Annotated in this window: 9 protein-coding genes; 3 read left to right on the forward strand and 6 right to left on the reverse strand. The window is 40.7% G+C overall.

Features of this window, described 5'->3' with window-relative positions; genetic code table 11:
• Positions 1-102: 102 nt before the first annotated feature.
• Entirely contained in the window at positions 103-588 is a 486-nt protein-coding gene (locus tag V3595_RS16970; RefSeq protein WP_485908476.1) for a DUF2798 domain-containing protein, read from the reverse strand.
• A gap of 577 nt (positions 589-1,165) precedes the next feature.
• Between V3595_RS16970 and V3595_RS16975 the strand changes: the two genes are divergently transcribed.
• Complete coding sequence (locus V3595_RS16975; protein ID WP_485908477.1) at positions 1,166-4,984, forward strand: bifunctional 2',3'-cyclic-nucleotide 2'-phosphodiesterase/3'-nucleotidase; 3,819 nt, start codon at positions 1,166-1,168, stop codon at positions 4,982-4,984.
• A 130-nt stretch (positions 4,985-5,114) separates the two neighbouring features.
• Here V3595_RS16975 and V3595_RS16980 read toward each other — a convergent pair whose 3' ends face one another.
• Positions 5,115-5,597: a TspO/MBR family protein gene (locus V3595_RS16980; RefSeq protein ID WP_485908478.1), complete on the reverse strand. Its 483-nt coding sequence runs from the start codon at positions 5,595-5,597 to the stop codon at positions 5,115-5,117.
• A gap of 118 nt (positions 5,598-5,715) precedes the next feature.
• Between V3595_RS16980 and V3595_RS16985 the strand changes: the two genes are divergently transcribed.
• Positions 5,716-6,579, forward strand: coding sequence for a DUF4349 domain-containing protein (locus tag V3595_RS16985; protein ID WP_485908479.1), 864 nt, complete (start codon positions 5,716-5,718; stop codon positions 6,577-6,579).
• Between the two features lie 43 nt (positions 6,580-6,622).
• Here the strand turns inward: V3595_RS16985 and V3595_RS16990 are convergent, their stop codons facing one another.
• The 4 genes from V3595_RS16990 to V3595_RS17005 all read right to left on the reverse strand — a co-directional run bounded on the left by V3595_RS16990 (position 6,623) and on the right by V3595_RS17005 (position 11,740).
• The gene (locus V3595_RS16990) at positions 6,623-7,990 is read right to left on the reverse strand and encodes an amino acid permease (protein ID WP_350300418.1); all 1,368 of its coding nucleotides are present in this window, start codon (positions 7,988-7,990) and stop codon (positions 6,623-6,625) included.
• A 316-nt stretch (positions 7,991-8,306) separates the two neighbouring features.
• The gene (locus tag V3595_RS16995; protein ID WP_485908480.1) at positions 8,307-9,464 is read right to left on the reverse strand and encodes an endonuclease; all 1,158 of its coding nucleotides are present in this window, start codon (positions 9,462-9,464) and stop codon (positions 8,307-8,309) included.
• A 633-nt stretch (positions 9,465-10,097) separates the two neighbouring features.
• Positions 10,098-10,445 (reverse strand): phage holin family protein, encoded by a 348-nt coding sequence (locus V3595_RS17000; RefSeq protein ID WP_101223581.1) that lies wholly within the window; start codon positions 10,443-10,445, stop codon positions 10,098-10,100.
• A 404-nt stretch (positions 10,446-10,849) separates the two neighbouring features.
• On the reverse strand, positions 10,850-11,740 hold the full coding sequence (locus V3595_RS17005) for a TetR/AcrR family transcriptional regulator (protein ID WP_101223580.1): 891 nt from the start codon (positions 11,738-11,740) through the stop codon (positions 10,850-10,852).
• A gap of 612 nt (positions 11,741-12,352) precedes the next feature.
• On the opposite strand from V3595_RS17005, the gene katA reads away from it, so the two are divergent.
• Positions 12,353-13,807 (forward strand): catalase KatA, encoded by a 1,455-nt coding sequence (gene katA / locus V3595_RS17010; RefSeq protein WP_101223579.1) that lies wholly within the window; start codon positions 12,353-12,355, stop codon positions 13,805-13,807.
• Positions 13,808-13,946 lie beyond the last annotated feature (139 nt).

A 13,946-nucleotide genomic window follows, 5' to 3' on the forward strand; every position in this document is an offset into this window, starting at 1 on the left:
TTTCGTCTTAACGCAGTAGGTTATAACATATTAAATAAAAAGGATTAGCCTATTAGCTTAATCCTTTTTATTTATTTGTCATATATATTAATATTTACACACTCAAACTTTTGTTAATTTTGGCTTTTGTGTCGCTGGTTTAATGTATTTAGTTAATAACCAGCGTGAGATTGGTCCAACAATTAGTAACTGTGATGGTAGCGCCACGATAAAGTTTAGACCAACTGTTTTAAGGTAAGCTATGAAAAGTGAACCCTCAATCCCTATCATTAAACTAGTTAAAATAAGCCCATATACTGACATAATAAGGACCATTATAGGGACCATACAAAAGGCAATTGCAATAATAAAGTTGGTTTCTTTCGATTTATCATAAGGCAGTGATAATGCAAGTTTACGCGCCTTCGGTTCAACTATTGACTCTGCAATAAAAGCGACGATAAATGTTACCGCAAATTGAATCACTGCACCCCCTACTGTAAACGATGAAAAGCCGTGTAAAGCTGTGTTGTAAACTGACATAATAAGGACCATACCAAAACACATAAAAAGTCCAAAGATTATGCCTTCCTTTTTATTACTAGGCAAATAAAAACATCCTTTCTTTTAAGCATAAATGTAATTATATATGCCAAGAAATTTTTACATAAGTGACATTTTTATGACTTTTATTTTGAGTTACGTTAAATTACACTTTTGTTTGATGAAACCTTGTTTATAGAGACTTTGCAAAAAAACGAATGAGAAAAATTAATAGATAAAGAAAACCATAAAGAATAATAACGAATTTAATTTGTTTCAATGGTTTTGATGATTTATTAGATTCTTCAGTAAGCATTTCATTATCGATTGGGAGTATGCTGGGGTGATTGCCTTGGTCATATAATTATCAAGCGGATTAACTTCAGCGGCGCTTCCGTTAACTGTTAAAACGAAGAAAGAAGGAAAGATATTGAAATCCCATACGGTGTGCAGGCTGGCCCATGTTCATGGGCCAGCCTTTTATATATATTTGAAGGGAAAAAGGTCCATGTTCACTGAATGAAAATGGATAAAAAGTACCATTTATTCAAAATTCGTAATATTACGGTAAATTTTGGCGTTTATTCGACAAAATCATGATATATTATTCTAGCATTTTACAAAAATAGAAGGGTTGTGAAGTATGTCGTTCAAAATGCATGTTAATAAGATTCTCGCCCCGATTCTTGCTGTGAGTTTGATTACAGCCCCATTTACCGTACCGGGGGAGACATCCGCCAAAGAGTCTAATAAGAAACCGGTCAAGACTGAATCATTTACCATTTCAACTCCTACTGTTAATTACTCAAAAGGCACCAAAGCGACTGTAACGGTCACACCGAAAAAAGGAAACAAAGGAAATGAAACCGTTGTCTTTCAATTAATGAATGGGACGAAGGTCATTTCACAGTCAGCCATTGAGGCGGATATTAAATCGGCCCAAAAGTTCTCTGCGTACTTCAACTCGTACAAATCGGGTTATTGGATCAAAGTATCGGTTGTCTCCAAGTATAACGGCAATACGAGTAACTTCGGCAACAGCCTGGCAGCCTCCGTTTCGGATGCACCTTTTGAACTAAGGATCATGGAAACGACAGATATACACACTAATCTGGTGAGCTATGATTATTATAAGGATGCCGTATCGGACTCTGTCGGCTTTTCCCGCACGGCTTCTTTAATCAAACAGGCACGAAAAGAAGTGAAAAATAGCGTTTTAGTGGATAACGGCGACCTTATTCAAGGGACACCGCTAGGTACGTACAAAGCAAAAATAGCGCCACTGAAAAAAGGTGAAGTCCATCCCGTCTATAAAGCGATGAACTTGCTTGACTATGATGTGGCCACATTCGGCAATCATGAATTCAATTATGGTTTAGCTTATTTGGACGAGGCCATCAACGATGCGAACTTCCCTTATGTCAATGCCAATGTTTATAAAAAAGATAAAGACAATAATTCAAAGAATGATAAAAATAAATATACTCCTTATAAAATCGTCACAAAGAAAGTAAAGGACATCAATGGAAAAGAAAAATCAGTAAAAATAGGCTACATTGGATTTGCCCCTCCGCAAATCATGGATTGGGATAAAGCGAACCTTGAAGGTAAGGTCATTACAAAAGAAATCATCACGACTGCAAAAAAATATGTACCTGAAATGAAGAAAAAGGGTGCGGATGTCATCGTGGCGCTCACGCATTCCGGGTTTAATGGCGATATCAAGAATACCGAGGATGTCATCTATTCATTAAGCAAGGTATCCGGCATCGATGCCATCACGTTCTCCCACACGCATAAGGTCTTTCCGGCACAAGATGAGGCTTCTTTAGACAGCCTATTCAAAGATAGCCAAGGAAAAGTCCTTAAAGGCGTGGATAATAAAAAGGGTACCATCAATGGTGTACCTGCCGTTCAAGCAGGATATGGCGGCAGTAATCTAGGGATTATCGATCTTGATATCCAGAATATCAAGGGGAAATGGAAAGTCGTCAATTCCGATTCATCAACACGTGCAATCAACGATAAAATAACAGGAAAAAAAGCAGCTGAAGATGCATCTGTCGTCAAAGCCGTGAAGAAGGATCACGAAGGAACGATCAAGTATGTTAACACGCCAATTGGAACGACTACAGCTCCAATTCATAGTTATTTCGCCCTTGTGCAAGACGATCCTTCCGTACAGGTCGTGACGAGCGCACAGAAATGGTATGTAGAAAAATACATCCAAAGCAACCGTCCTGAATACAAGGACTTGCCGATTCTCTCAGTAGGAGCCCCTTTCAAAGCGGGTCGCAATGGAATCGAGGAATTCACCGAAATCAAGGAAGGCGGACTGACCATTCGCAGCGCCGGTGATTTATATTTATACGATAATACCTTGAAGGCAATCAAGATCAAAGGGTCAGTTGTTAAAGAGTGGCTAGAAATGTCTGCCGGGAAATATAATACAATCGATCCTGCCAAGTCTGAGGAACAGGAGCTGCTTAATGGAAAGTTTGCCGTTTATAACTTTGATGTGATTGACGGCGTTACGTATCAAATCGATGTCACCAAGGCTCCGCGCTATGATGAAAAAGGGATAAAAGTGTCGGATTCAAGCAGGATTGCAGATTTGAAATATAATGGTGAACCAGTGGACCCGAATCAAGATTTCATCGTCGTGACGAATAATTACCGTGCTTCGGGCGGGGGGAACTTCCCGGGAGTCAAGGGCAGCGAATATGTAGTTGACTCTGCGGATGAAAATCGCCAGATCTTGATGGATTACATCACACAAGAGGGTGAGATCAATCCAACTGCTGATAATAACTGGTCGATTGCCCCAATTTCAGGCAAGGTGAACGTTACTTTCACCTCATCACCAAAAGGTGCGGAATATTTAAATGAAGACAGCCAGATTTCCTATACAGGCAAAAAGGATGATAAAGGCTTTGGCATTTACAAATATAATTTGGGGAAAGAAAACGTTAAGGTGCAACTGCTCGGGATCAATGATCTTCACGGCCAGCTTGATACCACTTCCGATTTTGGAGGTATCAAACAAGGGCGTGCCGATTATTTAGCTGCGCACTTGAAGCAGCGTAAAGCTGAAAACCCTGAAAATACACTTTTACTTTCGGCAGGGGATGCTGTTGGGGCAAGTGCACCCGTTTCTTCTTTGATCCAGGACAAACCGACGCTTCAGTTTTTGAATAATATGAAATTCGATGTCGGAACTGTCGGGAACCATGAGTTCGACAAAGGGGTAGAAACCCTGATGGCTCAAATCAATGGCGGAAAGTCGCCAACATCCGATGTGGTATTCGATAAATTGAACTTTCCATATGTAGTTGCCAATGTCGTATATAAAGACACGAAAAAACCGATTTTGGATCCTTACGTCATAAAAAAGGTCGGCGGGGTTGATATTGGGTTCATAGGTGTAGTCACGAATGCCACACCTCAAAAAGTAAGTCCGGATGGTATTAAGAATGTGGAATTCATAGAACAGGCACCTGCCGTAAATAAGGCGGTTAACGAGTTGAAAGAAAAAGGCGTCAAATCGATTGTGATCATCTCACATGACCCAGGCACTGAAAAGGAAGGGGTCATCACAGGCGAAGTGGCTGATCTTGCCAATAGCGTGGATGATGAAGTAGATGTGATTTTAGCAGGAGATAATCATGCAAAGGTCAACAACTATGTGGATAATAAATTGATTGTACAAGCTTACTCTTATGGAACGGCTTTTGAAGATGTGGATTTGGAAATCGATCCAAACACAAAGGATATTGTCAAAAAGTCAGCTGAGATTGTCACGGTTACACAAGATGGCATCACACCGGATGCCGGGACGACGAAATTCATTAACGACTATCTAGACATGTTCCCCGAGTTGAAAGCCCCGCTTGGGACAACGGATGAGAAAATATTAAGAACCAATGCGTATACGCAGGAAACGGGCCTTGGGAATTTAATTGCCGATTCAATGAAGGCAGATTTGAATTCCGATTTTGCCTTCATGAATCCAGGCGGAATTCGTGCAGATATTCCAAAGGGGGAAGTCACTTTTTCCGATTTAGCAAAAATCCAGCCTTTCGGAAACGTATTGGTTAAGCTGGAACTGACTGGAGCGGAAGTGAAAACGCTGCTTCAACAGCAATGGATCGTTGAAGGATCTCCGAAAACTTTGCAAATTTCTGGACTGAGCTATACAGCCGACTTCAGTAAACCTGTCACGGAACGTGTCACTTTATTGAAGAAAGCGGACGGAACACCTATCAAGGATACCGAAACATACACGGTGGCCGTCAATGATTTCATGGCAAGCGGCGGTGATAACTATACCGTCCTGAAAGGAAAAGAGCGTGTGTTTGGACATGCTGATCTAGAAGCTTTCGTTAACTATGTAAAAGAAACATTCAAAGGCGGAAAGATCACGGCGGAAATTGAAGGCAGAATTACGAATATCAATAATTAATAGAGCATTACTCGTGAGTTAAGCGGATTTACTCGTGAAAATTGCACATTTACAAGTGAGTTTTCAACATTTACTCGTGAAACCTAAAAGAGAGCGCTCCTTAATACAAGGGGCGCTTCCTTTTTTGTGATTAATTGCTTCTGAAAATGGAAAAGTTCAATCCCAATGCAAAGGTGACCCATGCAATATAGGGAACCATCGCTAAACCGGATGTACGGTCTATTTTATAAAACTCGAATGCGGTTAATGTAATCAAGGTCAGCAGTGCAGCCATTTCAATAAAGGCTGTTCCGCGCAAGCCCCATTTGAAGAATAAAAAAGACCATAAGAAATTCAACCCTAGTTGAGTATCATAGAGGAGTTCAGCGGACTTCGATTCTTTTTCTTTGGAAGCAATGCGATATTTCGCTATTCCCATGATTGTATAAAGGCTGGTCCAAGCAACGGGGAAAGTCCAGGAAGGAGGGGCAAAAGCAGGTTTCTTGAGTTTGTCATAAATCTCTTTTGAATTCCTTGTGGCGAATATCCCCACAAGTGAGCCTCCGACCACAGGTACCAATACATTTTTAGCTAATTTTCCGTAGTTCATAATGCAATCCTCTTCTTTCTTCATATTTGTATGTTCTTATACCATTACCTTCTCATCTAAAAATAAAACATCTCCTTTAATCAAGAAGTGTAACTTTCTTCCAAACTTTACGTCGGTACTATTAAGAAAAGGGGGAATACCGATGAACCGTAAAACAATGATGTTTATGTTCAGTTTGTTCCTTTTACTTGCTGCTTGCAGCAGTAATGAAAAAAATGATTCAACATCGGAATCACAGGATGAAAAGGCGAGCAGTAAAATGGACGCTTCCTTTTCTGGGAATAAGGAGCCGGAAGAAGTCGCGGAAAAAGAAGGGGTGACGGATGAAAGAAAGGTCATCCATCAAGCTCAGCTTGAGTTGAAGGTGAAGAACCTCGAAAAGGCACAAATTAAGATTGAGAATAAGGTGGCTGAATATGGCGGATATGTTGTCGAGTCCAATGTATACAGGAAAGATGAAGAACTGGTGGAAGGAACGATCACTGTTCGGGTCCCTGAAGCCCATTTTCAGGATTTTCTAGCCGATAGCGAGGGAGAGGCTTCAGAAGTGGTCGGAAGGAATGTGACAGGACAGGATGTAACGGAACAATATGTAGATTTAAAAGCAAGATTGAAGTCAAAGAGGGCAGTAGAGGAAAGGTTGCTTGCATTCATGAAGGATGCTGAGAAGACGGAAGATTTGCTGAAAATATCATCCGATCTTGCCGTTGTGCAAGAAGAAATAGAGCAGCTGACCGGGCAAATGAAGTATCTTGAGAACCAGACCTCATATTCGACGGTTACCATCACGTTATCACAGGACCGGATAGTTGTGCCAGGCATTGATAATAAGGAATTGAATACATGGGAAAGAACGAAGAAACAACTTGCAACAAGTGCGAATCTATTACTTAAAGCGGGTTCAGGAATCATTGTTTTTATTATAGGAAACTTGCCTATCCTCATTATTTTAGGCGGAGCTGGTGCGGCGGTCCATTGGGTGATCAAAAGAAGGGGTAAAAGGTGAAGGCGAAAGAGAGGGTGCCAATTAGATTGGCACCCTCTGACATTTATCTTTTCCGTTTATGCAAGCCGGTCACATAATACAGGGCTACCAACAGTAAGATCCAAATCGGACCAACGATTAGAGCGATTCTCGTATCTGCTGAAAAACCGAGTACTACCATTACGAATACTAAAAAGGCTAAAGTGAAATAAGAAGTGAATGGGAAAAGAGGCATCTTGTAAGACAAGCCTTGTTTTTCTCCCTGACTCATTTTTCGTCTAGACATGATCTGCGTGACAAGTATGGTTCCCCATGTCCAGAGTGCACCGAATGTGGCGACACTTGTGACGTAAGTGAAAACTTTATCGGCTTCCATGTAGTTAAGGTAAACGCCGAAAAGAAGCACGATAGCCGAAACGATAATGGCAACGCCAGGAACGCCTGACTTTGTTGTACGTTCGAAACTTTTTGGTGATTCACCTTGCTGTGCTAGGTTGAATAACATTCTTCCTGTACTGAAGATCCCGCTGTTACAAGATGAAAGGGCTGCTGTCAGTACGACAAACTGAATGATCCCTGCTGCGCCTGGAATACCGATTTTATCAAACATCATAACGAATGGGCTGTTTTCTCCATTCATTTCATCCCATGGAGTGATTGATAAAATGACTGTCAGAGCTAAAACGTAAAAAAGTAAAATCCGATAAAAAACGGTATCGATGGCTCTTTTTAAAGATTTTTCAGGGTTTTTAACTTCACCTGCGGTTACACCGAGCATTTCAATTCCCAAATAGGCGAACATGACCATTTGGAACGAGAGGATGACACCAGAAATCCCATTCGGGAAAAATCCTCCATTTTCAACAAGGTTGCCGAATCCGACCGCGATTCCGCCGTTCCCCAGTCCAAAGATGATCATTCCGAAGCCAAGGACGATCATAAGGATGATAGTTACGATTTTAATAAGGGCGAACCAAAACTCCAATTCACCGTAAGCTTTTACAGCAAGAAAGTTAATCGTTGTCATGATGGCAAGTGCGGCTAACGCCCAAGCCCATTGCGGAGTATCAGGGAACCAAAATTGCATATAGATTCCGACTGCCGTAATTTCAGCCATACAGGTGGCGATCCAAACGAACCAGTAATTCCATCCGGTTATATATCCGGCAAGAGGACCGACAAATTCGCTTGCGTAGCGACTGAAAGAGCCTGCGACTGGATTTTTTATCGCCATTTCACCTAGTGCACGCATGATAAGATAGATCATAAGCCCGCCGATGGCATAAGAAATGATGATGGCTGGACCGGCTAATTTAATCGCAGATGCCGAGCCGAGAAATAAACCGACTCCAATGGCTGCGCCAAGAGACATTAATGCGATATGTCTTTCTTCCAAACCTCTATGTAGTTGAGATTCTTTGGAGTTTTGCATAATTTTCCCCTTTTCTATGTTGGAGTTTAATTTTCTCTATCTAGCATTTTATCACTAGTAGAGGAGAATACATATTATTTATTGATTTTTCACATAATATTACAACTAAATAATATATTTTAATAGTAAGAATGTAAAGAAAAAAATGAAAACGCTTACCATGAAAGTGATCCTATCTGTTATCATCGTATAACAAACTTTCAAAACTAATCGGAATGCTATTCAACCAAAATAAAATTATGTGATTTTTCTAAAAATTTAGATATTTAATAGTGGAAAAGCTGTCCCAAAAATAAGGAACAGCTTGTTCGTTTTATCATTGCCAGATGGCGGGGGCCCATTCAGGATGATCAATGAAAGGGTTGCGATTATGCTGATATTCATTATAAATGATCTCATTCCGGTTACGCTCGAAGGCATCTACAGGATCCTGTTCATTCCATTCCAGTAAAACAGCCAATTTACCATGATATGGGGCGGTACCATTGTTCACTTGATTATTTAATTCTAAATCGACTTCCCCTGCATCACCCTCGTACCGAACCGCCATATAAAACAGCATCCGGGCGACATCACCTTTGACACTATCGCGAGGTTCCCATGAATCAGAATCATAGTAATTTCCTATCGCTTCGGTATGTTCAGAACCTCCATTATCAAAGTCCAGGTTGTTTCTTGTACTGTTGACAGAGACATCAGTCGGCCGAAGATGGTGCAGATCGGTGCCGGGACCTAAAGTGGTACCAAAATCACCATGTGATTTTGCCCATACATGCTCGCGATTCCAATCATTAACACCGGATCCGTTCATCGTTTTTCCTTGGGAACGCCCTGTATAAAGAAGAATGACATTATTGGTGTTATTCGGGTCCTCATCGGTTTTCCGTAAAGCGTCCCATACATTTGAATATGATATTTCCGAATGGTCATCGATGATTTGATGGAGGGCATTCTTTAGCGCCAACCCTGATTTTCCGCTGGCTGAATCATAGTATGAGCCAACCTCTGGTGTCTCCGGTTCTGGTGAATCATTCCCTGAAAACATGGCAGATACATCTTTTAAGCCTGGATGGGTGAAATAGGCACTCAGTGTGCCAGTTACGGTGACTTTTTTTCCTTTTAAAGAAGGATTTGTTTTTAAGCCAAATTCAGAGCGGAAGGAGGATGGGATCTGAACATATACCATTTTGGCATTGTTTGTTTCCGATGAACTGTCTGCCAATGCTATGGCATAATCATTCGGATAGCCGCTCGTGACGACGGTATTGGCTGAAGTGGGCTGTCCCGTCACATAGCCACTGACCGTTTTAACCGTGCTGTCTTGATTCGCAATGGCTTGGGAAACGGAGTAAGGAGATGACAAGCTGCCATCTCCAGCCGCGGCTAATGATGGGGTAATGAAAAAAGTGGGAATAAAGAAAGCAAGCACGAGTAAAATGGGCAGGGAAAATCTTGGTTCATGTTTTGTGAACATGTCATTCCTCCATAAATCGATTCATACCCATTTCGAGAGAAATCGGCATGTATATGTAAAGTTATGGATTTGAGGCGCTTTCTCCTTCTGCATTGTCAAAAATGAGCGAATACAGCTAGTGAAGCTTAGCGGAATTTAGGGAAATAGCCCGGGAAATATCGAAGGGTGTTTTGGAAATGAAAATGATACGAAAAACCGTCAGTATCCAACTTACTGATTCAGTTTGTAGAAAAAAGGGGTACGTTATTTGCAATGAAAGGAAGTATTAACAAAAATACAGGTTCTAAACTTTGGCGATCGACTTCGGAATACATATCTTTTACCAAGTCAAAAATAAAAGGAAATTCAATAACTCCAACTAAATGATGTTCAGTAACCAATTAGCCCAAGGTATGATTTCTATCTAAATTTTAAAACAAAGTTGATTGGAGCGGGTGTTCGAGACTCCTGCGGGAAAAGCGCGTTCAGGGGAGACCCCGCATGTGCAAAAAGCGCCGAGGAGGCTCCCGGAACGCCCGCGGAAAGCGAGTGCCTGTAGTGGAAATCAACGTTCATATTGTATAAACTCAAAAAAAACTGTAGACAAATTCGATTTTTCATCGAGTTTGTCTACAGTCTGAAACCGTCAGTATGCTACTGACGGTTTTTTTTACTCTGTTTTATAAGAAGACTTTGAATGAAACTCAATAACAATGATCCGATTAAAGCTCCCCAAAAAGAATTTATTACAAAGCCACTGACGGCATAGGAAGTGATTTGGAATGTGAAGGCATTGATAATAAAAGAAAACAACCCGAACGTCAGGATGGTGATCGGCAATGTGATAAGCTGGAGAATGGGCCTAACCAGCAAGTTCATGATTGATAATATAAAAACCGCCAGCAAGGCTGTTCCGTAAGATTTAATCGTGATGGAGTCGAGAAGCCAGTCAATAACGAGCAATACCAGCCCGTTGATAAGAAAACGCATTATTATGTTCATGAAAAACTCCTCCTGAAGTCACCTTAACTACAAGTCATTATACTAAAATTTCATGAATTTCAGTTATATGTTTGCAGAATTGTCACAAAAAAAGAGGAATACGATATGTATTCCCCAAGATTGGAAAAAGGTCCATTTAAGGGTCTTAGAGCAGTTTTTTTTAAAAAAAACGTTCCAGCTGTTTCAGAAATCCGCTCCCTTTCCGCCGGCTGACTGCCAAGCCTCCTCCGCTCAAGCGCCTGCTGTCTCGTCTAGCCAGTTATTCGGCAGGGGTGTCGCAAATTTCTTCAATCCAGTGAGGGTTTCATATAATAGTAAAAAACCAATTAGTATAACTTAGTCTTGTTGTGAAATCATGGTTTGGGATAAGACCATTCCGAACCCCATTTGTCTTCTTTTTCTATTTAATTGTTGGCAATGATCTTTTCGAATTCACTTAATTCCAATGTGTTTTTCAATTTTGGATTGGTGTTTAAGGAAAGCAGGGCACTTTCAATGAGAAAGGTTCGCGGTTCAACGTTTTGTAATAATTCCTCTTGGATAAAGTGAATCAATTTTAGGTTTTTAACCCGTTCTGCTTCATCATCTTGGCATAACCTTAGGATCATCTTTTTTAGGTCGTTTGCAGAGTGCAGGAGTGCAGTATGAAAATCCTGCTGTGAATGGAAGCACTCTGGCAGCCATTGCTTGATGAGGTCGGGTTCCAAAAGCTGTGCATTTGACTGGCTGACATCTTCGAAAATCGATTTAATCCTATCGACGCAATAACGGATAATTTCAGTAGGGTTGAAATCGGGCTCTTTAGCCAAAGCATTAAAATGAATCGTTTGATGCATCATTCCCGAGTAAAGAATGGCGCAGTCCAAAATATAGGGTTTTTTATCAGCACCGAAAATGTCCAGAAACCGTTTTGATAGCCAATGGATATGCTGGAATTTTGCATGTGTGATGAAGTTCTTAAGTTCGGTATCATTTGAAATCATTACTTCTTCATATAAGAAAAAGATTTTATTGTTTTTGTTGGAGTGCATTTGTAATTCCGATTGTTTGATGAATATCTCAATATCTGCAAGGTTTTGCCCAATCAGCAATTCATTCCGCTCTTTTTCGAATTTTTCTTGCGAAGTTAGAAAGACTGCCTTAAGCAATTCGCTTTTAGAAGAAAAATAGTTATAAAATGTTCCTTTTGAAATGCCGCTATAATCTAAAATATCCTGAATGGAAGTTGCTTGATATCCCTTTTCAATAAATAATTGGTGTGCATATTTAACTACCAATTGTTTGCGCTCATTCATATATATCACCCTTACTCTTATTGGACGGTCATTTTAACGTAATAGTATCTTATTTTCTATACGAACACAAACCAGTATGTTTACAATTGCTCTAGCAAATTAAGGGTGAAGGCCTCTTGTTTCAGTCAATTCATGAAGTGTTCTGCTGAAGATAGGGTTCACAAAAGCGATGAAAAATCGTTTCTATGCATCCTTCTATTCACCATGTAAATAAAGGCAGATGAAGTGAACAAAGTCACAGGAGAACACTTCGGTTTGTTATAAGATAAATAGAAGGAGATGGGTGAAGTAGCGCAAAGTATCTATAATATTCGGCATCATTCTCGATTACTAACCCATTGGTAGGAGAAATGATAAAATCACTTGTCGTGAAGGAATATTGGTTATAAGGGTCGTATACCATTATTAGGAATGTGATTATGGCAATATGCTGTTCCTTAAACGGTTTATACCATTATTATTTTCCATATGTTGGGTGCGGTTAAAGTTATAATGTTAATAAATAAATAATGAATTTATTATTATATTAAAATTATTATAAATAAGTATTGATTTTTTTCTGAGAAGCTTTATCATTATATACATAAATAATAATGAAAAGGTGGTTCAATTATGACAAATAAGAAAAACCTTACTACAAGCTGGGGAGCGCCAGTTGGAGATAATCAAAATTCGATCACTGCCGGCGAGCGCGGCCCGGTGCTCATTCAAGATGTACACTTATTGGAAAAGCTAGCCCACTTCAACCGTGAACGTGTGCCTGAACGTGTAGTTCATGCGAAGGGTGCCGGTGCATTCGGAACTTTCGAAGTAACGAACGACCTTTCTCAGTACACGAAAGCTAAACTTTTCAATGGTGTGGGCAAGAAGACAGATCTTTTTATCCGTTTCTCCACAGTTGCAGGTGAATTGGGTTCTGCTGATACAGTCCGTGACCCGCGTGGATTTGCTGTTAAATTCTACACGGAAGAAGGAAACTACGATATCGTCGGTAATAATACGCCTGTATTCTTTATTCGCGATGCGATTAAATTCCCCGACTTCATCCATACACAAAAAAGAGATCCTAGAACACATTTGAAAAACCCTACGGCAGTTTGGGATTTCTGGTCACATTCACCGGAATCTCTGCACCAAGTGACGATTCTGATGTCCGACCGGGGCATTCCTGCTACACTCCGTCATACACATGGTTTCGGAAGCCACACATTTAAATGGGTGAATGCTGAAGGAAAAGGCGTTTGGGTGAAATACCACTTCAAAACAGAACAGGGCATCAAAAACCTTGATGTCGATCTAGCTGCAAAACTAGCAGGTGAAAACCCTGATTACCATACGGAAGATCTTTTCAATGCCATTGAAAAAGGGGACTTCCCTGCATGGAAATTGTATGTTCAGATCATGCCTCTGGAAGATGCGGATACATACCGTTTCGATCCATTCGATGTGACGAAGGTATGGTCTCAAAAAGATTATCCGCTGATCGAGCTTGGTCGTATGGTATTGAACAGAAATCCTGAAAACTACTTTGCTGAAGTGGAGCAAGCCACGTTCTCACCGGGAACATTCGTACCGGGAATTGAAGCTTCCCCAGACAAGATGCTTCAAGGACGCCTATTCGCATATGGAGATGCACACCGTTACCGTGTGGGCTCGAATCATAACCAGCTTCCGGTTAACCGTCCGAAAGTGGAAGCGAATAACTATCAGCGTGATGGCTTCATGCGTGCAGATGACAATGGCAAGGGATCTGTTTATTATGAGCCGAATAGTTTTGGAGGCCCTGCCGAATCAACGGAAAATAAAGTCACTCCTTTCGAGGTGACTGGGCAAGCTGCACAAGTCGGTCATAATAGTGATGATCACTACACCCAAGCAGGTGACTTATACCGTCTATTAAGTGCCGAAGAGAAAACTCGCCTTGTTGACACGATCGTGGGCGCAATGAAACCTGTGGAATTGGAAGAAATCAAGCTTCGTCAAATCGGCCATTTTTACAAAGCCGATCCGGAATACGGAACGCGCATAGCCGAAGGTTTAGGTTTACCTGTACCGCAAGAAGCGTAAAATATGGGACTACCAATCTAGTAAATGCAAACAGGCATCCATTCATGAATGGATGCCTGTTTTGTTTTATGCAGGGCGCCATTATATAAATGACACCCGACAAGTTCGGTATGAATATATAGTTATAAATGGTTTGTAA

It is taken from the genome of Bacillus sp. CFBP9009 (assembly GCF_036541465.1).
Taxonomy (GTDB): Bacteria; Bacillota; Bacilli; order Bacillales; family DSM-1321; genus Peribacillus.